Here is a 24,718-nt window from a genome sequence, read left to right on the forward strand (position 1 = left end):
CACGAGTGAGGGCACTGTCTGACCCCAGGACTCACGATCGGTCCAGCGGTGGGAAGTGCTCACTCACTCGCGGCTACCAGGCACCGAGTCTGCCCGATCAGCCGACCCGGTAGCTCCCATTAGCGGCTGGGCCGGACTCGCGTCCACAGGTCGTTGAACGCGATGCTGTCGTAGAACGCGGTGCCGTACACGACCTTGCCGTTGCGCATCTTCATGAACCAGGCGTAGCTGTTCTCGTACGGGCGGCCGTCGTTGGCGATGCCGCGGCCGTCCCAGTAGACGATGACCGTGTCGCCCTCGCACAGGACGGCGTTGATGGAAGGCCGGAACGGGTACGGCGACTTGTCGAAGCGGGCGACGAAGGGCAGCATGACCTCGTTCATGAACTGCTGCTTGCCGCGGTAGACCTTGGATATCAGCGAGCGTCCCTCGATCCGCCAGACGATGTCGGGGGCGAACACGTCGGTGACGGAGCCGGTGCCCTTGCGCCAGGCGTCGAACGCCTGGCGGACGATCCGGCGGTCGGTCTCCGAGCACTTGCCGCTCGACTCGCGGGTGATCGCCGCCTCGCCGAGGGTCCCGGCGGAGGCGGGCGCGACCGGGATCGCCACGGCTCCGGCGGCCACGATGAACCCGCCAAGCATACTGCCCAGAATGGTGCGAATTTCCATGAGTTTGTCCCTTGCCCTTGCTGGCCCTTGCAGCCCCCTTCTATCTGCCACCCCGCCCGGACGAATATCTCAGAACAGGTGCCAACTTTCGCTAAACAAGCGCCATCGACCGGCCATCCGGCCAGACTTCGACCGCCATGTCGGCTATCGCGGCATTTCTCCGGCCATATGGCTGAGAAATGCGTTTCTTGGGCCGGAGGAGCGAATTTCCGGCAGATGGCGCCAGGCAGGTCGAGCCCAGCGTGGGGCCGCGACCGGACGGCCCGCCACAGGCGAACTCTTGAGCGGTTCTAGAATGTGTCGTCACGGTGAGTGACCGGCGGAGGGCGGCTGCTGTTAACTCTCAGTAGTCATTCCCCTACCGATTGGAGTGCCGTGAGCCGGATTCTCGCCAGCCTCGCCGCCGCGTTGTGCGTCGTCGCAGGCATGCTGGCCATCGCCCCCGCCGTCAGCGCCCACACCGCCCCGACGACGCCCATCCCCGTCGTCGGGTCACTCGCCGGCGACGACGGGGTGGAAGCCGATGACCCCGATGACGACGACGATGACGACGACGCGGGCGACGACGACTAGGAAGGCGAGCCGCACACAGTGAACGCGCACCCGGCCGCCCGGCGCATCGGGCGGCCGGGGCCGCGTGGAACCGCACCCGTCAGCCTGGCCGCCGCCGTCACAGCGGCCGAGGTCCGCTCGTCAGCCCAGCCGCCGTGCGGACTCCGCGAGGAGCCGGGCGACGGCTTCGACCTCCGGCCGGGTCGTCCACCGGCCGAGCGAGAGCCGTACGGCACCACGCGCCCGCTCGTGTCCCAGTCCCATCGCCAGCAGCACACCCGACGGATCGGGCTCTCCCGTATGGCAGGCGGAACCGGTGGCGGCGGCGATCCCCGGCGTCGCGGCCAGGAGCGCGGACCCGCCGGTTCCCGACACGCTGATGTTCAGGGTTCCGGGCAGTCTCCGGCCGGTGTGCCCGTTGAGCAGGACACGGCCGGGCAGCAGCGCGCTCAGCCGCCGGTGCAGCAGGTCACGCAGGCCACGTAACCGGCCGCCTTCCCGATCCACCTCCCCTGCGGCGATCTCGGCCGCCGCGCCGAGCGCGACCGCGTACGCGACGTTCTCGGTCCCCGCCCGCAGCCCCCGTTCCTGCCCGCCGCCGTATATCGTCGGCTCCAGGGACACGCCCCGGCGGACGAACAGCGCACCCACCCCCTTGGGGGCGTACAGCTTGTGACCGGCCACGGTCAGCAGGTCCACCCCGAGTTCCGCCACGGAGACCGGGATCTTGCCCACCGCCTGCGCGGCATCGGTGTGGAACAGCGCGCCCCGGCGGTGCGCGATCTCCGCCAGTTCCGCGACGCGCTGCACCACCCCCGTCTCCCCGTTGGCCAGCATGATCGACACCAGCCGGGTGCGCGGCGTGAGGGCCGCCTCCAGGTCCAGCGGATCCACCAGACCGTCCGCGTCCACCGGCAGGTACGTGACCCGCACGCCGTGCAGCCGCTCAAGGCTCTCGCAGCTGCGCAGAACGGCGGGGTGCTCGGTCACCTGCGTCACGACGTGGCCGCCGCCCGGCACGGCGACGCCGCGAACGGCCATCGTGTCCGACTCCGACCCGCCGCTCGTGAACACGATCTCCTCGGGACCGGCGCCGAGGAGCTCGGCCACCTGGCGTCTCGCCACCCGCAGTGCGCGCCGCGGACCCTCGGCATAGGGCGAGGACGTGGACGGATTGCCGAAGAACCCGCTGAAGTACGGCCAGGCCGCCGCGCTCACCCGAGGGTCGACGGGCGTGGTCGCGTTGTAGTCGCAGTAGATCACGTCGGGGTCGAGACCCGGATGAGCCATGGACCGCCCTTCTCTTGGGGCGGCCGTTCGGGAAGGCCGCCTGCCAGCATGATCGCGCAGTGGGCGGACGGCTCCCGGGCACCACGCCCGGCGGCGGGCGGCTTGTTCTCAGCCGCCGGTCAAGCAGCCGCGCAGGGCCGCTACCAGCCCGGTGGCGCGGCCGTCGCCGTGGCCGATCATCCGGTTGGCGACATAGGCGAAGCCCACGCCGTACTCGTCGTCGCCGAAGGCGAACTGGCCGCCCGCGCCGTCGTTGCCGAAGCTGCGCGGGCCGAGCGTGGGCCGGAACCGGGGCGCGTCGAGCAGGAACCCCGAGCCCCAGCGGCCACCCAGGTCGGGGAAACCCGACCAGGAGACCCCGGCCGACTGCTCCCGCACGGCGTCCGTGACGGTGTCCCGGCCGAGCAGGCGGGCCGAGCCGCCGACGCCGGTCGCGGCGGCGGCGTACAACCCGGCCAGGCCGTTCGCCGAGGAGACCGCGCCCGCGCCGGGGATCTCGGCGGTGAGCAGCGCGGGGTCGTTCCAGCCGTGCGGCTCCTCCAGGCCGGGGAAGACGAAGGCGCCGTTCATGGTGACCATGCGGGTGATCAGCGTCTCGGGTCCGGGCATCGCCGGGCGGCCCCCCGCCTCGGCGAGCCGGGCCAGCCGGCCGACCTCGTCCGGCGGCAGGCCGATCCACGTGCTCAGCCCCAGCTCGTCGGCGACGGCCTCGCGGAAGTACGCGCCCGGGGTGAGCCCGGTGATGCGCCGGATCACCTCGCCGAGGAGGAAGCCGAAGACGTGCCCGTGGTACTCGTGGGCGCTGCCCGGCTCCCACAGCGGCTTCTGCTCCTCGATCGCGTGCACCACCGGGGTCCAGGCGGTGACCTCCTCGAAGGTCAGCACGCGGTCCAGGACGGGAAGCCCGGCGCGGTGGCCGAGGACCATGCGCGTCGTGATCGACTCCTTGCCGTCACGGGCGAACTCCGGCCAGTACCGGCCCACCGGCGCGTCGAGATCCAGGCGTCCCTGCTGGGCGAGCAGGTGGACGCAGACGCTGACGACGCCCTTGGCGCAGGAGAAGACCGGCACGATCGTGTCCTCCTCCCATGGCCTGCCGGTGCGCTCGTCCGCGATCCCGCCCCACAGATCCACGACCTTGCGCCCGCCCGCGAAGACGGCGACGGCGGCGCCGAGCTCGCCGTATTCGGCGAAGTTGCGCGAGAAGACGTCGGCGACCGCGCCGTACCCCTCGTCGGCCCATCCCTCGTACTGCATTGGTGTTCCTTCTCTCTACGCCGTGCGTCCCCGCACGTCACGACCTCGCGTCGTGGTGCGCACGGCGCGAAACGCTACCTTGCCTAGGAGTATTAGGCAAGCACCTAGGGAGATTAGGAAACCGTTGGAGTGTTTCGTGCCGGTGGATCAGACGGTGAGGACCACCTTGCCGCGCACGTGGCCGCTCTCGACGAGGCGATGAGCGGCGACGGCCTCGCGCAGCGGGAACGTCCGGACGGGCAGAGTCAGCCGGCCGGTCGCCGCCTTGCCGACGATCTCGCGCAGGGCGGGAAGCGAGCGGCCTCCGACTCGCAGCACCCCGTGTTCCTCGACGGCACGCCGGTCGACGGTCGTCCCGATGCGATGGCGGTCCTGGACCAGGGCGAGGCTGGTGGTGACGGCTTCACCGCCGACGAGGTCCAGGACGACGTCGACTCCGTCCGGTGCGAGAGCGCGGACCCGGTCGAGCAGTCCGGGACCGTAGGTGGTGGGGGTGGCGCCGAGGCTGCGCAGGTAGTCGTGGTTGTGCTCGCCGGCGGTGCCGATGACCCGTGCCCCCAGCTCGCACGCGAGCTGGGTGGCGATGGTGCCGACACCGCCGGCCGCGGCATGGATCAGGAGGACGTCGCCGGGGCCCACACCCAGCTGAGACAGCGCGGTGTGGGCGGTCTGCCCGGCGGCGGGCAGGCCCGCGGCCATCTCCCACGGAACCGGCGGCGGTTTCACGACCAGGCCGGCGGTGTCGACGACCAGGACCTCCGCATATGCCTGCGCGGTGGCCGAGCCCACCACGTCGGCGCCGACGGCGACGGCGCCGTCGGCGGGGACGTCAGGGCCGAGGGCGACGACCGTTCCGGCGAACTCGTTGCCCAGGCGTTGCGGGAAACCCGCGGGATCGGTGCCGGCGAAGTCGCCGCGGCGGAGCTTGCAGTCGACCGGATTGACTCCGGCTGCGCGGATCCGCACGAGCGCCTGGCCTGGCCCCGGCCGGGGGGTCTCGATCCGCAGGGGCCGCAGGACTTCCGGAGGGCCGAAGCGGGTCAGTGCGATGACGGTCGGCATGGAGGAGGCTCCTCGGGGCGCGTGGCGGTCACCGGGACTCAGCCGGTCAGGGCGTAGGGGCGGGCTGTGCGGGCGGCACGCAGGGCTGTCCCCCACCAGGCCAGCCGGTCGAACAGGATGTGCGCCGCGGCCTCGGCGGATGTGGCGGTGGCGGGATCGGCGACACGTCCGCTCTGGTCCACGTGGTCGTGCGGGAAGTGGAAGCTGACCGTGTCGCGCAGGGTGACGGCATGGAGCTCGGCGAGGACCTGGCGCAGTTGCTCGACGGCGCGCAGCCCGCCGGCGAGTCCGCCGTAGGAGACGAACCCGACGGGCTTGGCGGCCCACTCGTCACGCACGGTGTCGATCGCGAGTTTCAGCGAGGCGGGGTAACCGTGGTTGTATTCGCAGGTCACGACGAGGATGGCGTCGGCGTCGCCGATGCGGTCGGCGAACTCCGCCGCGTGGGCCGAGCCGCCGAGATCGGCGGGCAGGTGGAGCTCGGCCAGGTCGATGACGTCGGTGACGAACTCCGGCCGCCCGGCGGCGACGCCGGCGGTCCAGCGGCCGATGGCCGCGCCGAAGCGGCCCTGGCGGGTGCTGGCGACGATCAGTGCCAGGCGCAGAGGCTGGTCGTTCACGGGCGGGATTCCTTGTCCTCGTGATGGGCGTCCTCGTGATGGGTGTCCTCGTGATGGGCGTCCTCGTGATGGGTGTCCTCGTGGTGAGCGTCCTCGTGGTGAGCGTCCTCGTGGCGGGCGCGTGCGGCGTCGCGCACGGCGGCGAGACCGGCCGCCAGGTGCTCGCGCTGCGGGTGGGAGAGCCGGCCGAAGGAGAGTCGTTCCAGTTCGGCCCAGGCGGTTCGGATGCGGGGGCACAGGGCGCGTCCGGTGTCGGTGAGATCGACGTTCATCGCGCGCTGGTCGGTCTGGGAGGGCGTCCGCACGATGAGCTCGGCGCGTTGCATGGCCTGCAGGGTCGCGGTCACCGTGGAGCGGTCGCGGCCCAGAAAACGGACGAGCTCGGCCTGCGGCGTCCGGCCGTGGTCCTGCAGATACAGCAGGACCACCTCCTGTGGGGCCACCAGGCCCAGGTCGGCCAGGAGCGAGGCGGCCAGGGCGGCGTGGGCCCGCACCGCCTGCAGCAACAGCGAGCCGAGGGGGGCCTCCGCGATCTGAATCCCCGGATGGGACCTCGCCACCTGCCCAGAACTTCTTGTTGGCATGCCAACATCATAACGCGCATACTGCTGGCATGCCAACAAAATCTGGTGGCCTCGATCCGCTGGAGCCGGGCCTGATCCGTCATGCCGTGATCTTGATGATCGGCGGCCTGGCGTCCCTGCTCAACACCACCATCGTGGGAGTCGCCCTGGAGGATGCCCGGATCGCCCTGGCCGCCGGCACCGAGCAGATCCAGTGGGTGGCGACCGCCCACCTCCTCACGCTGGCCGTGGTCGTCCCCGCCATGCCCTGGGCACTCAGCCGCGTCGGCCCCCGGACACTGTGGCGGAGCAGCCTGCTCATCTTCGCCGTGGCCTCGCTGCTGTGCGGAGCCGCGTGGTCCACCCCCAGCCTCATCGTCTTCCGCATCGTGCAGGGGATCGGCAGCGGGCTGATCCTGCCCCTGTTGCAGACGATCCTTGCCACCATGGCGGGACCACGGCGGCTGGGCCGGGTGATGGCACTGGTCGCGGTGCCCGGCCAGCTCGCACCGCTCCTCGGACCGGTCCTCGGCGGCATATTGATCGATGGTCCCGGATGGCGGTGGGTGTTCTGGATCAGCGTTCCGCTGAGCATCGCCGCTCTGGTCCTGTCCTGGCATGGACTTCCCGGCACCGTGCCCGCCGACCCGCGACCCTTCGACCTGCGCGGACTGCTCCTGTTGTGCCCTGGACTGGCGGTATTGCTGTACGGCAGCACCCGGCTGACGGCCTCCACCGACGTCCTCGGCGCCGGGCCGCCGATCGCGCTCGGTATCGTGCTGCTGCTCGGCTACACGCACCGAGCCCTCCGCCGTCGTCATCCCCTGGTGGACCTACGGTTGCTGGGCGATCGCGCATTCGCCCTGTCCTGCGGGCTGATGATGCTGGCCGGCGCGTCGATCTTCGGCCCCATGGTGCTGCTGCCCCTGTTCTACCAGCAGGTACGCGGTGCCACCGGCGTGGAAACAGGGCTGCTGCTGGCTCCCCTGGCACTCGGCACCATGACCGCGTTGCCCCTGGCCGGGCGGCTCACCGACCGCTTCGGGCCCCGCGTGCCGCTCATCGTCGGCACGGTCGTCGCCGCCGCCGGCACTGTGCCCTACGTGGCCGTGCCCGGCGCGAGCGATCCAGCGCTGAGCGTCGCCCTGTTCCTGCGCGGTGCCGGACTCGGCCTGGCCACCGTCCCCATCACCACCGCCGCGTACATGCGGTTGCCGGCTGGGGCCGTTCCCGAGGCGACCACCCTGCTCAGCGTCATTCAACGCGTCGGCGGCTCCTTCGGCACGGCTTTCCTCCTCGCCATCGTGGCCCACCGTTTCGCCACCGGCGGCTCCGCCCCGCAGGCGTACGCCATCGCCTTCGGTGCCACCCTCATCCTTTCCCTCCTCGCGCTCGTTCCAGCGGCGCTGTTGCCACGGCGAGAGCCGGGGTCCCCGGACTCCGACACCACGGGCTCAGCCGCTCGGCCGGTTCGTTGAGACGTTCGGCCGGGATGATGAGCAGATGGACAATGCGGTTCAGGACTACATCGACGCCATCGACCCCGCGTACCGCCCGCTGTTCGATCGGCTGCACCACCTGGTCCTGGAGGTGTATCCCGACGCCGCCGTGGTGCTGTCCTACAAGATGCCCACCTACGAAGTCGGGCGCCGCCGCCTCCACATCGGCGTGTGGCGGCACGGGGTCTCGCTCTACGGCTGGGGCCAGGACCGCGTCACCGACTTCACCGCCCGCCATCCGCAACTCCGGACCAGCAAGGGAACCATCCAGATGCGTCCCGCCGACGCTGCCGCGATCCCCGACGACGAGCTCCGCGACCTGATCCGCGCCGCCCTGGCCACCTGAACACGCGAAACGGCCGCTGACTCCTGCGACCCCGGCTTCCCGCTGTCAGGACACGCAAGTCGGTGACGTGAGATCTAGCGTGAAACGGTGACGGGTCAGGGCGAGGAGAACGCGGGGCGGGGCGAAGGGAACGAGCACCGCTTATCGGTCGGGGAGCAGGTCGTTGAGGTGGTGTTCGGCCTTCCTTTCGTCGTGGGGTCGACTCCGGTCCCGGCGAAGCTGAGGCCGCATGGAACAGCGCGCAGCCATGCCGGGGAGATCGCACCGGCCTTCGTACGTGGAGAAGGAGCGCGGAATTGTGACACCGACAAGGACCTCTGGGAGCTCCTCGTCGATCACGGCATCGACTACGACACGCCGTTCCGGAGCATCTGGGTGGAAGGCTTGGACGTCGAAGAGGTGGCACGGAGGCTGGGCGCCGATCCGACCAGTGCCCGGGCCTGCGGATGGCGGGAGATCATCACCGGCAGCTACACGGAGCACGGCGACGGCGTCATCTGGACCGGCCCGCAGGCACCGGGCTGGGTCCAGGTGATCCAACTCGACGGGAACGACGCGTGGCGATGGCGGTCCTGGGCCGAGCTGACCCGGGACGGCGGGCGGCTGCTCTACCTCGGCTGGCCCCTGTACGAGCTGGAGGGGGTCGAAGACCTCGAATACGTGGTCGACGGCGAGGTCGTGACGACCCTGGTGGTCGGGGATCCGGAGGAGCGGGACGGCACTGATCCGGCCGCGTTGGACGACTACCTGAACGGGCTGGCCTTCGAAGGCGACACGGCCGCGGCCGAGGTGACCTCGGCTCTACGCCTCATCGGCCGCGACCGTCAGGGCCAGGCGCTCATCGCCCGGGGATACGATCTGGTGGCGCGTGCCTGCTCCGGTGCGGACAGCGCTGACGGTCAGGTGTCCGGCGCCGGTCGCGCGGGGGTGTGCGGCGGGGCGCCGGTGGGGAGTTGCGCGCCGATGCCGCGCAGGACGCGGTCCAGGCCGTGCCGGAACCGCTCCTCGGGGGTGAGAAGCGCGGTGCGGGATTCCAGCACGGACCGGCTGAACAGGGGGTAGGTGCCCGCCTCGACGACCTGCCGCACGTAGGGGCCGACGTAGTCGCGCCGCCAGCGTTCCGGGTCCAGGCCGGTACGGCGGGCCTCCTCCAGCCAGCCGATCTCGCGGCGGATGGCGCCGTGCACGTAGTCGTTCAGCATGCCGACGAGGCCGGTGATGTCGTCGATGCCGAGGCCAAGCCCGTCGAGCGCGCCGAGGGCGAACTCGTTCACCCGCAGGAGCTGGGGGCCCAGGGTGGGACGGCTGCCGATCAGGGGGACCAGCCAGGGGTGGCGCAGGCCGGTGACGCGGGTCTGGTGGGCGACGAGCGACAGGTCCGACCGCCAGCCGCCCCCCGGCCGATCGGGGAGTTCGACCTCGGCCATCACCATGTCGATCATGAGGTCGAGCAGGTCGTCCCGTTTCGGCACGTAGACGTACAGCGACATGGCCCCGGTGCCCAGCTCGGCCGCGATCCGCCGCATCGTCGCGGCCTGCACGCCCTCCGCGTCGGCGATCCGCACGGCGACCCCGGTGATCTGCTCGCGGCTGTAGCCGGGCCGCCGCCCGGGCCCCGAGCGCCTGACCCGCTCCGGCCGCATCCAGATGGTGATCATCTCGTCGTCGGACATCCGCCCTCCTCTTGCGTACATGGTACGGGAATGGCTATGTTCCGTTTCCAGTACGTTGTACGTAATTGGAGGGTATGACCATGGGCACGTTGACCGGCAAGACGGCACTGGTGACCGGTGCGAGCAGGGGGATCGGCCGGGCGATCGCGACCCGGCTCGCACAGGACGGCGCCCGGGTCGCCGTGCACTACGGCGGCAACCACGCCGCGGCCGGGGACACGGTGTCGGCCATCGAGGCGGCGGGCGGGCGGGCCTTCGCGATCCAGGCCGAGCTGGGCGTGCCCGGCGACGCCGAGGCGCTGTGGAGCGCGTTCGACGCCCATGCCGACGGGCTGGACATCCTGGTCAACAACGCGGGCATCCTCGGCGACCAGGCGGAGATCGACGACGTCACCAGGGAGGGTTTCGAGCGGCTGCTCGCGGTCAACACCATCGCACCGCTCCTCATCACCCGCCTCGGCCTGGCGCGGCTCCGGGACGGGGGCCGGATCATCACGGTCGGCACCATGCTCACGCGCGGCCTGCCGATGCCGCGGACGATCGGCTACGCCATGTCCAAGGCGGCCCTGGACGTGCTCACCACGAGCCTCGCCAGGCAACTTGGCCCCCGGGGCATCACGGTCAACACGGTGGCGCCCGGGGTGATCGACACCGACATGCACGAGGGCCGGCTGACCGGCGACGCGCTGGCCTGGCTGTCCTCGCTGTCGGCGCTGAACCGGCTGGGCACGCCCGCCGACGTCGCCGGCGTGGTGGCCTTCCTCGCCTCGGAGGACAGCCGGTACATGACCGGGCACCGCCTGGACGTCTCGGGCGGGACGACCGGCTGACCGTGCGCCACCGGCCGGCCCGACACGCGATACCAGGCTGACGCTGTCAAGCCGCGTCCGGGCCGTCCGAGAGCCCCTCGATGGCCACCTTTTTGTGGGTACTTGTCCGCCGGGCCGGGGGGCTCGAAGCTTGGTCGTGGCGGCCGGAGGGCTCCCGGATCCGGGTGAGACGGGGAGGTCGATGCATCAGGAGACCCGCTGAGGTCCCGCCAGTTTCTCCAGGCGGCGGTGGCCCCAGGCGGAGAGCGGCTCCAGCGCCTCGGACAGTTCACGTCCGAACGCGGTGAGGGAGTACACGGTCTTCAGCGGGCGCACCTCGTGCACCTCCCGGTGGACGAGCCCGTCGGCCTCCATCTCCCGGAGTGTCTGGGTCAGCACCTTCTCGGTGAGACCCGGAAGGAGCCTGCGCAGCTCCCCGGGACGGTGCGGACGGGTTTCCAGGAGCCAGAGCAGGATCGTCTTCCACTTGCCGTCGATCACGGCGATCGCGGCGGTCACTCCGCAGACGTTGGGGTCCTCGGCACGGCTGCGCGTCATCTTTCCCCCTTGTTGTACGCCGACATTCCCACAGGAGTTCCATCATGACCTCGCACGTCGAACAGTCTGCCGTCACCGTGCTCGGCCTCGGGCCGATGGGCCGCGCGCTGGCCGGCGCCTTCCTGGACGCCGGCCTGCGGACCACGGTGTGGAACCGGACCCCCGGCAGGGACCGGGAGCTGGTCGAGCGGGGTGCGATCAGCGCCCCGTCGCCCGAGGCGGCGGTCGCGGCCGGCGCGCTGACCGTGGTCTGCGTGGTGAACTACGACGCGGCCGACGCCGTCCTGCGCCGCGGCGCGGTCGCCGACGCGCTCAAGGGCCGCACCGTCGTGAACCTGACCGCCGACACCCCCGAGCGGGCCAGGGACACCGCCGCCTGGGCCGCCGGCCACGGCGTCGGGTACCTGGACGGCGCGATCATGACGCCGACCACGACGATCGGCACGCCGGCCGCCGTGTTCCTGCACTGCGGTCCCGAAGAGCTGTACCAGGAGCACCGGCCGGTGCTGGACGCCCTGGGCGGCGCGCACACCCATCTCGGCGCGGACATCGGCCGGGCGGCGGCCTACGACATCGCATTGCTCGACGTCTTCTGGACCGCGATGGCGGGCTTCGGGCACGCGCTGGCAGTGGCGCGGGCCGAGGGGATCAGCGCCGGGGAGCTGGCGCCGTTCGCCGCCGGCATCGGCGCGATCCTGCCGCCGCTCTTCGAGGCGCTGGCGAAGGATGTGGACAACGGCACGTACTCCGGTGAGGGCAACCCGATCACCTCGGCGGCCTCGTCCATGGCCCACATCGTGCACGCCTCCGAGGCCCACGGGATCGACGCGGGCGTGATGCGGGCGGCCGAGGGCCTGGCGCGCCGCGTCATCGGACAGGGCCACGGCACCGACGGGTTCCTCCGGATCGTCGAGATCCTCAACCCCCGCTGAGTGACCCGCCGCGGGCGCGGACCGGCCCGGTACGGCTCCCGCGGCGTGCGAAACCCCTTTTGTTCTAGAGTTCCCGCATGACGTCCACGCTCCGCCTGGCGGAGGTCACCGCCGCCAACTTCGACACCGCGATCGGCCTGAAGGTGCGCCCCGACCAGGAACACCTGGTCGCGCCGGTGGTCAAGTCCCTCGCCGAGGCGTACGTCCATCCAGGTGTCGCCTGGCCCCGTCTGATCTTCGACGGGGCCAGGCCCGTCGGTTTCCTCATGGCCTTCTTCGACGTCGACTTCGCCGGTGACGGCAGCGGCGACCGCCGTTCGGGCCTGTGGCGTCTCAACATCGCGGCCGGCGAGCAGGGGCGCGGCTACGGCCGGTTCGCGGTCGAGTCGGTGGCCGCCGAGATCCGCCGCCGGGGCGGCACCCGGCTGACCGTCACCTGGCATCCGGGCGAGGACGGCCCCGAACGGTTCTACCTGCGGCTCGGGTTCCGGCCGACCGGGGAGTTCAGCGGAGGTCAGAAGGTGGGCGAGCTGGAGCTGGGTTAGGCGGGTTCCGCCGTTCCCCCGTCGCCCGGCACCCGGCGCAGCCGGCGGATCGGCCGGATGAGCAGCAGCGCGACGCAGACGGCGGCGGTGACGCCGGTCGAGACGAACAGCAGGTGCCCGGGTTCGACGACCGAGGAGACCGGCCCGACGAGGGCCTGGCCCACGGCCGCGCCGGAGACCGAGCCCGCGACCTCGTAGGCGGTCACCCGGTTGAGGACGTCCGGGGCCACCTGGGTCTGGACGCTCGTCGCCCACATCACCGACCAGAAGGCCCAGAACGCGCCGCCGGCCAGGTGGCCCGCCATCAGCAGGGGAAGCGGAAGCTCCAGGGCGACCGCCAGCGGGATGCAGGTGAAGCCGGTCAGCGCGACCGCGCCCCCGGCCAGGGGACGGACCGGGCGGAACCGGATCGCGACCAGGCCGCCGACCACGGTGCCGGCGCCGAGGGCGGCCATCACCCAGCCGTAGGCGGCGTCGCCCAGCCGTTCGCCGATCAGCCGGGAGGCGAGCGGGACGTAGGGGCCGAAGACGAGCATGCTGAAGAAGACCCAGACCAGGATCACCGACCACATCCAGTTCCGGGCGCGGAACTCCGCCCAGCCGCGTCGCAGGTCGCGCAGGACCGTCGAGGGTTCCCTGGCCCGGACGGCGGGGGCGACCCTGATCAGGGCCAGGCACAGGCCGCTGAGCAGGAAGATGCCCGCGTCGATCGCGTAGACGGTGCCCGCGCCGGTCAGCGCCGTCAGCAGGCCGGCCAGCACCGGGCCGCCGAGCTGGGTGGCCGCGTCGGCGATCTTGAGGGTGCCGTTGGCCCGCTGGGGGTCCTTCGCGACCAGCGGGACCATGCCGTTGACGCCGGGCTGGAACATCGCGGCGGCCGTGCCGGACAGCGCGGAGGCGGCCAGCAGCAGCCACAGCGGCGGGGTCCCGGTGAAGAACGCGACGGCGAGCACGCCCTGGGCGACGATCCGCACCAGGTCCGCGCCGACCATCATGGCGCGTGCGCCGACCCGGTCCGCGAAGACCCCGCCGAACAGGACGAACAGCACGAAGGGCGCGGTCCAGCTGGCGAGAACGTACCCCACGCCCGACACGCCGTAGACGGCTCCGACCGCCAGCGCCGAGGCGACCGGCATCATGGCGTCGCCCAGCAGCGACACCACCCGGGCCGCGAAGTAGAGCGAGAAGTCCCTGGTCCAGAAGGTGGCGGGGAAGGTTTACGATCAAGGGCAGTGGTCATGTGACGTACTCCATGATGAGGGTGCGCGGCGGCTTCCACGACGCGCTCAGCACCACCCCGGCCGCGTACCGGCGCTCGTTCCGCTGACCGCCCCGCCGTCCCGCCGCCGGGTCCGGCCGGGGCCCGTCAGGCCGGGAAGCCGGGATACCGCCGGACGCCTGACGTCCCGGTTCCCACCGGCGGCAAAAGCCGTGGCCCGCGGCGATCCCCCTCCGGTAGCTTGCTCCGCATGCTGGCGTACCCCGACAAACCGAAGCCCGGCGGGCGGGTGGCCGTCCTGTCGCCCGGTTCCGCGCTGCCCGCGATCTTCCCCGCGCCGTACGAGCTGGGGCTCACCCGGCTCCGCGAAGAGTTCGGACTCGTGCCGGTCGAGTATCCGACCACCCGTGAGTTCGGCGCGTCGCCGGCCGCGCGGGCCGCCGACGTCAACGCCGCGTTCGCCGACCCGTCGATCAGCGCCGTGCTGACCTCCATCGGCGGCGAGGACCAGATCAAGGTGCTGCGGCACCTCGACCCGGATGTCCTGCGCGCCCATCCGAAGCCGTTCTTCGGCCTCAGCGACAACACGAACCTGTGCAACTACCTGTGGAACCTCGGCGTCGTGTCGTACTACGGCGGCACGATCATGACGGTCTTCGGCCGTGGCGGCGCGATGCACCCGCAGTCCGCCGAGGCGGTGCGGGCCGCCCTGTTCACCCATGACGAGTACGACCTGCGCCCCGCCGAGTCGTTCACCGACATCGACCGGGACTGGAACGAACCGGCCCTCCTGGAGAGCGAGCCGGACATGCTTCCCGGCGAGGGCTGGCAGTGGCACGGCCCGGGGCACGCCGTGTCGGGCCGGTCGTGGGGCGGCTGCCTGGAGATCGTCGACTGGAACCTGCGGGCCGGCATCCACATCCGGGAGCCCGCGGCCTACGACGGCTGCGTGCTGTTCCTGGAGACCTCCGAGAGTCTCCCCGACGCCGCCTACGTGTACCAGGTGCTCGTGGGCATGGGCGAGCGCGGCTTGCTGGAGCGGTTCGGCGCCGCGATCATCGGCCGGCCCAAGGCGTGGGCGCTGCACGACCGGCTCTCGCCGGAGCGGAAGGCCGCGTTCGTCGCCGCCCAGCGGGATGCCGTCCTGAGGGCCTTCGGCGAGTACAACCCGGGCATCCCGCTGGTCCTCAACGTGGACATCGGGCACACGGACCCGCAGCTCGTCGTCCCGTACGGCGGCACGGTCACCGTCGACCCCGCCGCCGGCCGGATCACCGTGCGGTACTGACGCCGCCGCCCGGGACCTGCCGCCGGATCGACGGGCCGAGGCGGGCCGGTCGGCGTGTGACGGGACTCACCGCGGCACGGCCGGGGCCGCGGCCCGGCACGGTCCTGCGTGCCCTCCTGCTCCACCTGTTCCGTGCCCGCCCGTCGAAAAACGCCCGAATTCGCCGCGATATCCCGGCGGGTGTCAACGAAATATCCGACCATGAGGATCCGGCCGCGGGGACGCGTCAATCCGGCCGGAACGAAAAGTCCGGTGACCGGCGGGTGTCTCCCCGGTGTGAATGCCTCCGAGCCGAGGAGAAAAGAGACCATGTCAGCCCCCGACGCCGGCACCGGAGCGGCGACGCAGAAGTCCGGCGCGTTTCATGTGTTACGCGGCAACCCGGGATTCCTCGCCCTGTGGTCGTCCCGGGTGATCTCGGTCGGCGGCGACGCGCTCAGCCTCGTCGCGCTGATGCTCTACGTCGCCGACTCCACCGGCCAGGCGATCGCGGTCTCGCTGCTCCTGCTCACCGGGGAGTTCATCCCCTCACTCCTCAGTCCGGTCGCGGGCGCGATCAGCGACCGTTTCGACCTCAAGCGCGTGATGATCGCATGTGAGCTGGCCCAGGGCGTGATCCTGCTGCTCATCGCGCTGGCGCTGCCGCCGCTGCCCCTGCTGCTGGCGCTGGTGGGGCTGCGCGCGATCGCCGGGCAGATCTTCCTCCCGGCCTCACGGGCGGCCATCCCCGGCCTGGTGCCGGACCGGAACCTGGAGACCGCGAACTCCACGCTCGGGTTCGGCACCAACGCGGCCGAGGCCCTCGGGCCCCTGGTCGCGGCCGCGCTGTTCCCGTTCATCGGCATCCGTGGCGTGCTGCTGGTGGACGCCGTCACCTTCCTGCTGGCCGGGTTGCTGCTGGTCAGGCTGCGGTCGCTGCCGCCGGTGCCGCCGGCGGGGAGGCGGCCCTCCCTGCTGAGGGAGGCGAGATCCGGATTGGGGTACATCTGGTCCACCCGGGTGGTCCGGATCATCGCCCTGGGCTTCTGCGCCAACGTCGCCTTCAACGGGGTGGACGACGTCGCCCTGGTGCTGCTGGCCACGGACACCTTCGAGGCCGGGGACTCGGCGGTCGGCCTGCTGCTGGGCGCCGTGGGCATCGGACTGCTCTTCGGGTACGCGCTGACGGCCCGCCACGGCACCCGGGTGTCGCTGGCCACCCTGCTGATCGCCGGCTTCGCGGTGAGCAGCGTGGGCAACCTGCTCACCGGTCTGACCTGGGCCGTCGCCGCGGCGTTCACCGCGCAGTTCGTCCGCGGCCTGGGCGTCGCGGCCATGGACGTGGCGACGAACACCATGCTGCAGCGCTTCGTCCCGGCGGGCATGCTCGGCCGGGTCTTCGGCAACCTCTACGGCGCCGTCGGCATGGCCGCGGCGCTGTCCTACATCGCCGGTGGTCTCCTGCTGGACGCCACCTCCGCGCCGGCGACGTTCGTCATCGCCGGTGCCGGCGGCACGCTGGCCACCGTGATCGTCGCCATGATCCTGCCGGGAGTGCTGCGCCGCCATCCCCCGGCGCGCACCACGGCGGGCACCGACGACGCGGGCGAGGCGGGCGACGAGGCCGCGGCGGGCGAGGTCAGGGAGTGAGGGCCGGCCCCGCCCGGAAAATCGACCTCACGAAGTAATCACGAAACGTCGATCAGCCGCCCAGAATTCATGACGAATATTTTCCCGGTGAATTCCCGGCCACCTCACGTCACAGATCCGTAAGGGTCGGCGAATGCCCGTCGTTGTAACGTCGCAACGTGATTGAACGTCTCGACATGAACAGCCGTTCTCCGGAATTGCCGGGCGCAGGGCGGGAGTGCGGCGGCCCCGGTTCCTCCGCCATGGGATCGGCCGGGGGCGCGGCATGATCGGCGCCTTCTACGAGGACGCGCTGAGGGGAGGGACGGTGGACGTCGAGTACTCCGACGGCAGGGTCCTGCCGCTGGACGCGGAGCGCTGGCTGCGGCCGATCGAAGGGGACCGGCGGCTGCTGGACAGGTGCGACGGGCCGACGCTCGACGTCGGCTCCGGGCCCGGCCGGCTGACCGTGGCGCTCGCCCGGAGGGCCGTGCCCGTCCTCGGCATCGACATCACTCCGCTGGCGGTCGCGCTGACGCGGCGCGCGGGCGGGCCGGCGTTGCGCAGGAGCGTCTTCGAGCCGCTGCCGTGCACCGGCCGCTGGGCGGTGGCGCTGCTGGCCGACGGGAACATCGGCATCGGCGGCGACCCCGCGGCGCTGCTGCGCCGGCTCCGCGAGCTGGTGCGGCCGGGCGGCGCGGTCCTCGCCGAGCTGGCGCCGCCCGGGTCGCCGAGCGCGGTGGACCGGGTACGGCTGCGCCGCGGCGGGCGGGTGGCCGACTGGTTCGCCTGGGCGACGGTGTCCGCCGACGACATCGATCCGCTGGCCCGGCGCTGCGGCTTCACCCGCGCCGACCACTGGAACGAGGCGGGACGATGGTTCGCCGCCCTGACCTGAGCGCCGCCGGACGCCGTGGTCGCGGTCGAGTCGCCGGAGAAGGGCGGCGCGTGCCGGTCCGGCGAGGTACGCTCGCCGCACCGGCGAGACCCGCTCACCCTGCTCGCCCTCCGGATCAACGGCTCACCGCTCGCCCCGACCACGGCTTCCCGCTCCACCTCATCGCGCCCGACCGGCCCGGGGTGCTGCAGACCAAGTGGGTGACGAAGGTGGTGGTGGCGTGAAGGGCCGCAGGTGGCGACTGGCCGGGTACGGGATGGGCGGCGCGCTGGTCGCCGCCGGGCTGGGCGGCCTGCTGGTGGACGCCCGTCTCACCGATCCGCTCGGCTGGGCGTTGTGGTCCGGCGGGCTGATCGCGGTCGCCGCGGTCATGGTGGCGGCGCGGCTGCGGACCCGGCCGGCCGAGCGGGCGCGGGTGCTGTACGGCGCGGGCGCGGGGCTCGCCGGCGGGCTGCTCGTCGGTTCGGTGCAGGCGTACCACGGCATGCTCGGGCATCCGGGGCCGGCGGCCTTCGCCGCGCACGCGGTGCTGCTCGGCGCGGTGCTGGGATTCGTCGCCGGGGAACGCGCGGAGGATCTGGCCACGGCCTTCTCCTGCGGCATCCTGACCGGCCTGCTCGACTGGGCGGTGTGGCAGCTCACGCTCCGCCCGCTGCTGGCGGGACGGCTCCCCACCTGGGCGCTCGCCTCCGCCGACGAGCAGTTCGGCGCCCTGGTCGGCGACGTGCTGCTCGGCGGGACGGCCGGCGTGCTGCTGTACTGCGCACTCGCCCTGCGCCGGCGCGCGCCGGCCGGGCCCGCGCCGGCGCAGGCGCCCCTGCCGCGCGTCGTCATCGTCGGCGGCGGCTTCGGCGGGGTCGGCACGGCCCGCCGGCTCGACCGGCTGGCGGCCCGGGGGCTGCGCGCCGACGTCACGCTGATCAGCGACACCAACGCCCTGCTCTTCACGCCGATGCTCGCCGGGGTCGCCTCCAGCGCCCTGGAGCCGCGGCACGTCAGCGCCCCGGTGCGCGCCGCGCTGACGCACACGTCGTTCCTGCACGGGCACGTGGACCGGATCGACACGGCCGGCCGCCTGGTCCATGTGACGACCGCGGACGAGGGCATGGCCTCGGTGCGCTATGACCACCTGGTCCTCGCGGTGGGCTCCGTGCCGTACTTCTTCGACCTGCCGGGGCTCGCCGAGCACGCCTTCCCGCTGAAGACCGTGGGGGACGCGACGCGGCTGCGCAACCACGTCCTCGGCGCCCTGGAGCGCGCGGACCTCGAACCCGCCGCGCGGACCCGGGCGGAGTTCCTCACCTTCGTCGTCGCCGGCGGCGGCTTCGCCGGGACGGAGCTGGTCGCCGAGTTGTCCGACCTGGTGTACGGGGTGCTGCGGCACTACCCGAACGTGCGCGAGTCCGAGCCGCGTTTCGTGCTCGTGCACACCGGTGAACGCATCCTCCCCGAGCTTCCGGCCGAGCTGGGCGCGTACGCGCAGGAGCGGCTCGCCCGCCGGGGTGTCGAGTTCCGGCTGAACGTGGCGGTGGCCGAGGCGCGGGCCGGGGCCGTACGGCTCGGCGACGGCACGGTCATCCCCGCCAGGACGCTCGCCTGGACGGCCGGCAACCGGCCGCATCCGCTGACCGCGGCGCTGTCCGGCGGCGGCCGGCTCACCGTCGACCCGTTCCTGCGGGTGGACGGCGTCGAGGGCGTCTGGGCGATCGGCGACTGCGCGGGCATCCCCGGACCGGACGGCCGGCCCTACCCGCCGACGGCGCAGCACGCGCTGCGCGAGGGGCGGGCCGTCGCGGGCAACGTCGCCGCCGCGATCACCGGGGGCCGTCCCGCGGAGTTCCGTTTCCGCGGGATCGGCGTCCTGGTCGCGCTGGGCCACCGTACGGGGGTGGCCGAGATCCGCGGCCGCCGCGTCACCGGGCTGCCCGCCTGGCTGCTGTGGCGCGGCGTCTACCTCGCCAAGCTGCCCGGCTGGGAGAAGAAGCTCCGCGTCCTCGCCGACTGGACCATCGACCTGGTCTTCTCGCGGGACATCGCGCTCACGCCGTCACCGCCCCGCGCCGCGCGGCATCCGGAGGCCGGTCATGAGTGAGATGGGGATCGCGGACCGGGCGCGCCGGGGAGCCGTGCCGGGGGCGGTGGCCGGGCTGGCCGGCGGGGTGGTCTTCGGCGGTGTGATGGCCGAGATCGGCTTCCTGCCGACGGTCGCCGCGATCGTGCGCACCGACGTGATCCCGCTGGCCTTCGCCGTGCACATGCTGTTCGCGGCGATCATCGGGGCCGGGTTCGGCCTGCTGGTCGTGCACCAGCGGGCCAGGGTCGAGGAACTGCTCTTCTGGGGCCTGGTCTACGGGATGCTGTGGTGGTTCCTCGGGCCGCTGACGCTGCTGCCGATCCTGCTCGGCCGTCCGGTCGCCTGGGACCTCGCCGGTGGCCGGGAGCTGCTGCCGAGTCTCATCGGCCACCTCGTCTACGGCGCGGTCACCGCGGCGGCGTTCGCGTGGTTGCGCCGCCCGGCCGGTTCCCGCCCGCGGATCCGGCCCGCCGCGCCGGTCCGCGGTCTCGCCGCGGGCGCGCTCACGGCTGCGGTGCTCGTCTTCGGCCTCGGCGTCATGACGGGCGTGCCGCCGTACCGGCTGTTCGTCTACGGTGTCGTCCTCGGCCTCGGGTATCCGCTGCTCTTCGGCGACCGCCCGGAGGGCACCGGCCCCGCGCTGATCCGCGGTGTGGCGTACGGCTTCGCCTGGTGGATCCTGGTCGCGCTGACGTTTCCCACCCTGCTCACCACCGGGACGCTGGACTGGTCGCTCGAAGGCGTGCGGAACGCCGTCCCCGAGCTTCCCGGCCTCGTCCTCCTCGGCGCCGGCACCGCCGCCGGGACCACCTGGCTCGCGGCGGCCGGGCAGGCCCTGTTCGAGGACGACATCCGGCGGCTGCACCGGGTGTCGTTCGGTCCCGGCAGGCTGCGGGCCGCCGGGTACGGGCTCGCGGGCGGCCTCGCGGGCGGCGTCGTCTTCGCCCTGGTGCTGGCGCCGAGCGGGCTGCTGCCCACCGTGGCCCGCCTGGCCGGCGGGCGTACCGCGCTGACCGGCCTGTGGGTCCACCTGGTGATCGCCATGGCGGTCGGCGTCTCCTACGGGGTCTTCTTCCGGAACCGGAGCTTCGACCTCGCGTCCGGGCTCGGCTGGGGCGTCTGCTACGGGTTCCTGTGGTGGATCCTGGGCGGGCTCACCCTGGCGCCCGTCCTGCTCGGCGGCGCCCCGCTGTGGACGGCCGCCGGTCTCACCGCGTCCTTTCCCGTCCTGGTCGGGCACCTCGCGTACGGGGCCGTCCTCGGGGCCGTCTGCGGGCGGCTCGAACAGCGGGTCAGCCCGTGGTGGCTCACCCGGGGCCAGGCCGAACAGGAGCGCAGGACCGCCCTGCGTGAGCAGACGCTCGGCTCCGCGCCCGCGCTGTGGACGTTCGTCCTGCTCATCGCCCTCACCGTCCCGCTGCTGATCGCGCGCTGAGCGTCGAAGCGGCCGTCAGCGCAGCGCCAGGCCGGCGCGCACGTCCCGCAACGTCGCGGCGAACCGGGTGCCGGGCGCCTGGGCCGCGACGTGGCAGGCGTCGGCGAAGGTGTCGACGTCGTGCAGCTCGGGCAGGTGCGCCACGCTGAGCCCGGCCCGGCGCAGCCGGGTGAGCTGGACCGCTCCGGTGTCCGGCCGCGACATGGGCACGCCGAGCAGCAGCGCGGGGTCGGGGCGGCGCAGGCCGAGGAGCCAGAAGCCGCCGTCCGCGGCGGGGCCGTACACCGCGTCGTGCCCGGCGAGCGCGCCGGCGGCGGCTTCGAGCAGGGCGGGAGTGAGCTGGGGGGTGTCCATGCCGACGAGGACGACGGGCATCGCGTGCAGCCGATAGGCGTCGGTGAAGGCCGCCGCCAGCCGCTCGTCCAGGCCGCGCCCGCGTTGCGGGATCACCGGGAACCCGGCGGGCAGCCAGGCGCCGGGCAGCCCCTGGAGGACGAGGACCCGGTGCGGCACCCGGACCGCGGCCACCGTGCGCAGGGTGTCCTCCAGGGCGGCGGACGCGAGCCGGGCCGCCTGTTCCTCGGTGCAGGGCGGGCAGAGCCGCGTCTTGACCCTGCCCGGCACCGGCTCCTTGGCGATGACGAGGATCTGCGTCACGCGGTCTCCCGCATGACCCGACGCATGTCGCCGATGGCCCGCAGCGTGCCGCGGATCGTGCCGGTCACCTTGGACCGGCCGGCCCTGGGCAGGTAGTCCACCTCGCTCTCGGCGATCCGCCGGCCGGCCGCGGCGGCGCGCAGCACCATCTCCAGCGGGTAGCCGAACCTGCGGTCCCGCAGGTCCAGGGCGAGAAGGTCGGCGCGGCGCGCCGCGCGCATCGGGCCGAGGTCGTGCAGCGCGGCCCCGGTGCGCCGCCGCAGCCGGTGGGCCAGCAGGGCGTTGGCGGCGCGCGCGTGCGGCGGCCAGGCGCCCGCCGAGCGGGTCACCCGCCGGCCGAGCACCAGGTCCGCGGCTCCGGTCAGGACCGGCTCGGTCACCCGGGGAAGCTGACGCGGGTCGAGGGAGGCGTCGGCGTCCATGAAGGCGACGACGTCGGCGGTCGCGGCGAGCAGGCCCGCGTGGCAGGCGGCCCCGAACCCGCGCCGGGGTTCCATCACCACGCGCGCCCCGAGGCTGAGCGCCACCTTCACCGAGCCGTCCGAGGACCCGTTGTCCACCACGATGGGCCGGTATCCGGCCGGCATGCGCTCCAGCACCCAGGGCAGGGCGGCCTCCTCGTCGAGGCACGGCAGCACCACGTCGATCTCCATGGCACCGACGTTAAAGCAGCCGATGCCGCGAGACTCTTACGGAGTGGTGACGCCCGCTTCAAAATAAGCGCAGGTCAGAACTACTGTTACCGAGTGGCGGAAAGATCGGATCGACGGGCGGCCGGCGCACGGCCCGCCCGCCAGGACGGGCCCCGGCGCCGGGACGAGACCGGCGCCCCGACCGGCCTTCCGGGCGCGGACGGGAGTGCGGGCGGTCGATGGCCGCGCGGGGCGCTCGGCTGGTGGGTGGCGCTGGTCGCGGGCGGCTTCGCGGCGGGCGGGGTGCTGCACGGGCTGGGCGTGCTGCGCATCGATCATCTGCCGCCGCTGCACGCCCACTTCCGGGTGCTGACGGTCACGCTGCTGCCGGCGGCGCTCTTCGCGGCCGTCGCCGTGCGGGTCCTGCCCGGGCTGGTCAGGCGGGGCGGGTTCGGGCGGGCGTCACTCGTCGCCTACGGCTTCGCGCTGGCCTGGACGGTCCTGCTGGCGGAGTCGGCCGACGGGCTGGCCGCGCCATTCACCCACCCGGAGGAGTACCTGGCGGTGCTGCCCGCGGTCGGCCATGACCCGCTCGGCTGGCTGGCCACCTTCACCCAGCGGCTGCCGGAGTACCCGACGCACGTGCGCGGGCATCCGCCGCTGCCGGTGCTGGTGGTGTGGGCGCTGGGCGCGGCGGGCCTGGGCGGGCCGCTGTGGGCGGCGATCGTGGTGGTCCTCGCGGGCTGTTCGGCCACGGTGGCGATCGGGCTCACGGTACGCCGCCTGGCCGGGGAGGAGGCCGCGCGGCGGGCGCTGCCGTACCTCGCACTCACCCCGGCCTCGGTGTGGATCGCCACCACGATGGACGCGTTCTTCGCCGGGGTCGGCGCGTGGGGTGTGGCGCTGCTGGTGCTCGGCCGGAGCACCGCCGCCAGGACGTGGTTCGCGGCGGGGGCGGGGGTGCTGCTGGGGGCGCTGCCGTACCTCAGCTACGGGCTGGTGCCCTACCTGGTGATCCCGGTGACGGTCGCCGTGCTGGTGCGGTCGCCGTGGCGGGCGGTGGCCGCCGCTTCGGCCGGGGCGGTGGCGGTGACGGGCGCGTTCGCGGCGGCGGGGTTCTCCTGGTTCGCCGGGGTGGCGGCCACCCACGCGGAGTGGGCCGCCGATCCGGGCGCCGCCCGCCCCTACCTGTACTTCCTGGTGGCCAACCTGGCCGTCCTCGCCCTGGTCACCGGCCCGGCCACCGCCGCGGGACTGGCCCACCTGGCACCGCACCTGGCACCCCGCCTGGCGCGGCGTCATGGCGCCGCCGCCGTCGTCGCCGCGGCGCTGGTGGCGGTGCTGGCGCTGGACGTCAGCGGGGTGACGCGCGGGGAGGTGGAGCGGATCTGGGTGCCGTTCGCCGTGTGGATCGGCCTGGCGGCGGCGTACGCGCCCGGACGTCGCACGCTCGCCGCGCAGGTGGTCACCGGGCTGCTCCTGCAAGGACTCGTCGCCTCCCCCTGGTGAGCCCCGCGCCCGATCAGCCCAGGGGTGCGGCGGAGAACTCCTTCATGCCCTCGGCGAAGGAGACCCTCGCCCGGAAGCCGAGCTCCGCCGCCGCCCGCTCCGGGGAGGCGACGATGTGCCGCACGTCGCCGAGCCGGTACTCGCCGGTGACGACCGGATCCGGGCCGCCTCGCTCGGCGGCGAGCGCGGCGGCCATCTCGCCCACCGTGTGCGGCTCGCCGCTGGCGACGTTGTACGCGACCGGCGTCCCCGGCGCGCCCCCGGACAGGGCGGCGAGGTTCGCCCTGGCGACGTCGCGGACGTGCACGAAGTCGCGCCGCTGCCTGCCGTCCTCGAACACCCTCGGCGCGCGGCCGGCCTCCAGCGCGGACCGGAAGATCGCCGCCACCCCGGAGTACGGCGTGTCCCTGGGCATCCTCGGCCCGTACACGTTGTGGTAGCGCAGCGCGACCACCGTGCCGCCGGTCTCCCTCGCCCAGTTGGCCGCCAGGTGTTCCTGGGCGAGCTTGGTGGTGGCGTAGGCGTTGCGCGGATCGGCGGGCGCGTCCTCGCCGATCGCGGCCGGGGTGACCGGGGAACCGCACCGGGGGCAGCGCGGCTCGAACCGCCCGCGTGCCAGGTCGGCGACGGCACGCGGGCCCGGCCGCACCCTGCCGTGCCCGGCGCAGTCGTAGGCGCCCTCCCCGTAGACCACCATCGAGGACGCCAGCACCAGCCGCCCGATCCCGTGCCGTGCCATCGCCGCCAGCAGCACGGCGGTGCCGTACGCGTTGACCGACGTGTAGTCCGGCAGGTCGGCGACGTCCACGCCGAGCCCGACCTTGGCCGCCTGGTGCACCACGGCCTCCGCGCCGGGAAGCGCCCGGTCGAGGACGGCGGCGTCCCGCACGTCGTCCCCGTTCCGCAGGTCGAGCCCGGTCACCTCGTGGCCCGTCTCGTCCAGCGCCTCGACGACATGACTTCCGATGAACCCGGCGGACCCGGTCACGACTACCCTCATCCCGCCGAGCGTAGGCGGCGT

24 protein-coding genes are annotated in these 24,718 nt (G+C 73.1%); 12 read left to right on the forward strand and 12 right to left on the reverse strand.

Annotated features, from left to right (window positions below; translation table 11 throughout):
- Positions 1–119 precede the first annotated feature (119 nt).
- Positions 120–644, reverse strand: a complete 525-nt coding sequence (locus QSK26_RS33205; RefSeq protein WP_285779272.1) for a nuclear transport factor 2 family protein — start codon at positions 642–644, stop codon at positions 120–122.
- A 402-nt stretch (positions 645–1,046) separates the two neighbouring features.
- On the opposite strand from QSK26_RS33205, the gene QSK26_RS33210 reads away from it, so the two are divergent.
- Positions 1,047–1,244 (forward strand): hypothetical protein, encoded by a 198-nt coding sequence (locus tag QSK26_RS33210; RefSeq protein ID WP_285779273.1) that lies wholly within the window; start codon positions 1,047–1,049, stop codon positions 1,242–1,244.
- 120 nt (positions 1,245–1,364) lie between these two features.
- Here QSK26_RS33210 and QSK26_RS33215 read toward each other — a convergent pair whose 3' ends face one another.
- From QSK26_RS33215 to QSK26_RS33235, 5 genes are all read right to left on the reverse strand, one after another.
- Positions 1,365–2,513, reverse strand: coding sequence for a cysteine desulfurase family protein (locus QSK26_RS33215; protein ID WP_285779274.1), 1,149 nt, complete (start codon positions 2,511–2,513; stop codon positions 1,365–1,367).
- 108 nt (positions 2,514–2,621) lie between these two features.
- A complete protein-coding gene (locus tag QSK26_RS33220) occupies positions 2,622–3,770 on the reverse strand; it encodes a serine hydrolase domain-containing protein (protein ID WP_285779275.1) in 1,149 nt (382 codons plus the stop codon).
- 147 nt (positions 3,771–3,917) lie between these two features.
- Positions 3,918–4,832 (reverse strand): NADP-dependent oxidoreductase, encoded by a 915-nt coding sequence (locus tag QSK26_RS33225; RefSeq protein ID WP_285779276.1) that lies wholly within the window; start codon positions 4,830–4,832, stop codon positions 3,918–3,920.
- Positions 4,833–4,870: 38 nt separating this feature from the next.
- The gene (locus tag QSK26_RS33230; RefSeq protein ID WP_285779277.1) at positions 4,871–5,452 is read right to left on the reverse strand and encodes an NADPH-dependent FMN reductase; all 582 of its coding nucleotides are present in this window, start codon (positions 5,450–5,452) and stop codon (positions 4,871–4,873) included.
- Entirely contained in the window at positions 5,449–6,036 is a 588-nt protein-coding gene (locus QSK26_RS33235) for a MarR family winged helix-turn-helix transcriptional regulator (protein WP_285779278.1), read from the reverse strand. Before QSK26_RS33235 ends, QSK26_RS33230 begins: the two co-directional genes overlap by 4 nt.
- Before the next feature lie 29 nt (positions 6,037–6,065).
- Here QSK26_RS33235 and QSK26_RS33240 point away from each other — a divergent pair, with 29 nt between their 5' ends.
- Positions 6,066–7,493, forward strand: a complete 1,428-nt coding sequence (locus QSK26_RS33240; protein WP_285779279.1) for a DHA2 family efflux MFS transporter permease subunit — start codon at positions 6,066–6,068, stop codon at positions 7,491–7,493.
- A 25-nt stretch (positions 7,494–7,518) separates the two neighbouring features.
- Positions 7,519–7,860: an iron chaperone gene (locus QSK26_RS33245; protein WP_285779280.1), complete on the forward strand. Its 342-nt coding sequence runs from the start codon at positions 7,519–7,521 to the stop codon at positions 7,858–7,860.
- 899 nt (positions 7,861–8,759) lie between these two features.
- Here QSK26_RS33245 and QSK26_RS33250 read toward each other — a convergent pair.
- On the reverse strand, positions 8,760–9,533 hold the full coding sequence (locus tag QSK26_RS33250; protein ID WP_285779281.1) for a TetR/AcrR family transcriptional regulator: 774 nt from the start codon (positions 9,531–9,533) through the stop codon (positions 8,760–8,762).
- An 80-nt stretch (positions 9,534–9,613) separates the two neighbouring features.
- Between QSK26_RS33250 and QSK26_RS33255 the strand changes: the two genes are divergently transcribed.
- Positions 9,614–10,363 (forward strand): SDR family oxidoreductase, encoded by a 750-nt coding sequence (locus tag QSK26_RS33255; RefSeq protein WP_285779282.1) that lies wholly within the window; start codon positions 9,614–9,616, stop codon positions 10,361–10,363.
- A 186-nt stretch (positions 10,364–10,549) separates the two neighbouring features.
- On the opposite strand, the gene QSK26_RS33260 is transcribed toward QSK26_RS33255, so the two are convergent.
- A complete protein-coding gene (locus tag QSK26_RS33260; RefSeq protein WP_285779283.1) occupies positions 10,550–10,900 on the reverse strand; it encodes a winged helix-turn-helix transcriptional regulator in 351 nt (116 codons plus the stop codon).
- Positions 10,901–10,944: 44 nt separating this feature from the next.
- Between QSK26_RS33260 and QSK26_RS33265 the strand changes: the two genes are divergently transcribed.
- Both QSK26_RS33265 and QSK26_RS33270 read left to right on the forward strand, forming a co-directional pair.
- Positions 10,945–11,832: an NAD(P)-dependent oxidoreductase gene (locus QSK26_RS33265; RefSeq protein ID WP_285779284.1), complete on the forward strand. Its 888-nt coding sequence runs from the start codon at positions 10,945–10,947 to the stop codon at positions 11,830–11,832.
- Between the two features lie 77 nt (positions 11,833–11,909).
- Entirely contained in the window at positions 11,910–12,377 is a 468-nt protein-coding gene (locus QSK26_RS33270) for a GNAT family N-acetyltransferase (RefSeq protein WP_285779285.1), read from the forward strand.
- Here the strand turns inward: QSK26_RS33270 and QSK26_RS33275 are convergent.
- On the reverse strand, positions 12,374–13,540 hold the full coding sequence (locus QSK26_RS33275) for an MFS transporter (protein WP_502888774.1): 1,167 nt from the start codon (positions 13,538–13,540) through the stop codon (positions 12,374–12,376). The two genes, QSK26_RS33270 and QSK26_RS33275, sit on opposite strands and share 4 nt — an antisense overlap.
- Positions 13,541–13,846: 306 nt before the next feature.
- Between QSK26_RS33275 and QSK26_RS33280 the strand changes: the two genes are divergently transcribed.
- The 5 genes from QSK26_RS33280 to QSK26_RS33300 all read left to right on the forward strand — a co-directional run bounded on the left by QSK26_RS33280 (position 13,847) and on the right by QSK26_RS33300 (position 20,899).
- Entirely contained in the window at positions 13,847–14,884 is a 1,038-nt protein-coding gene (locus QSK26_RS33280) for a S66 family peptidase (RefSeq protein WP_285779286.1), read from the forward strand.
- Positions 14,885–15,193: 309 nt separating this feature from the next.
- Positions 15,194–16,513, forward strand: coding sequence for an MFS transporter (locus QSK26_RS33285; RefSeq protein ID WP_285779287.1), 1,320 nt, complete (start codon positions 15,194–15,196; stop codon positions 16,511–16,513).
- A 265-nt stretch (positions 16,514–16,778) separates the two neighbouring features.
- Positions 16,779–17,390: a methyltransferase domain-containing protein gene (locus QSK26_RS33290; RefSeq protein ID WP_285779288.1), complete on the forward strand. Its 612-nt coding sequence runs from the start codon at positions 16,779–16,781 to the stop codon at positions 17,388–17,390.
- A gap of 220 nt (positions 17,391–17,610) precedes the next feature.
- Positions 17,611–19,482: an NAD(P)/FAD-dependent oxidoreductase gene (locus tag QSK26_RS33295; protein WP_285779289.1), complete on the forward strand. Its 1,872-nt coding sequence runs from the start codon at positions 17,611–17,613 to the stop codon at positions 19,480–19,482.
- Positions 19,475–20,899 carry a hypothetical protein gene (locus QSK26_RS33300; protein ID WP_285779290.1) on the forward strand — a complete coding sequence of 475 codons (1,425 nt, stop codon included), beginning with the start codon at positions 19,475–19,477 and terminating at the stop codon, positions 20,897–20,899. Before QSK26_RS33295 ends, QSK26_RS33300 begins: the two co-directional genes overlap by 8 nt.
- Before the next feature lie 15 nt (positions 20,900–20,914).
- On the opposite strand, the gene QSK26_RS33305 is transcribed toward QSK26_RS33300, so the two are convergent.
- Both QSK26_RS33305 and QSK26_RS33310 read right to left on the reverse strand, forming a co-directional pair.
- Positions 20,915–21,556 (reverse strand): TIGR04282 family arsenosugar biosynthesis glycosyltransferase, encoded by a 642-nt coding sequence (locus QSK26_RS33305; RefSeq protein WP_285779291.1) that lies wholly within the window; start codon positions 21,554–21,556, stop codon positions 20,915–20,917.
- The gene (locus tag QSK26_RS33310) at positions 21,553–22,209 is read right to left on the reverse strand and encodes a glycosyltransferase family 2 protein (protein WP_285779292.1); all 657 of its coding nucleotides are present in this window, start codon (positions 22,207–22,209) and stop codon (positions 21,553–21,555) included. Before QSK26_RS33310 ends, QSK26_RS33305 begins: the two co-directional genes overlap by 4 nt.
- A 93-nt stretch (positions 22,210–22,302) precedes the next feature.
- On the opposite strand from QSK26_RS33310, the gene QSK26_RS33315 reads away from it, so the two are divergent.
- The gene (locus tag QSK26_RS33315) at positions 22,303–23,697 is read left to right on the forward strand and encodes a hypothetical protein (RefSeq protein ID WP_285779293.1); all 1,395 of its coding nucleotides are present in this window, start codon (positions 22,303–22,305) and stop codon (positions 23,695–23,697) included.
- Between the two features lie 13 nt (positions 23,698–23,710).
- On the opposite strand, the gene QSK26_RS33320 is transcribed toward QSK26_RS33315, so the two are convergent.
- Positions 23,711–24,697, reverse strand: a complete 987-nt coding sequence (locus QSK26_RS33320) for an NAD-dependent epimerase/dehydratase family protein (protein WP_285779294.1) — start codon at positions 24,695–24,697, stop codon at positions 23,711–23,713.
- Positions 24,698–24,718 lie beyond the last annotated feature (21 nt).

This window comes from Microtetraspora sp. NBRC 13810 (genome assembly GCF_030268685.1).
GTDB lineage: Bacteria > Actinomycetota > Actinomycetes > Streptosporangiales > Streptosporangiaceae > BSRQ01.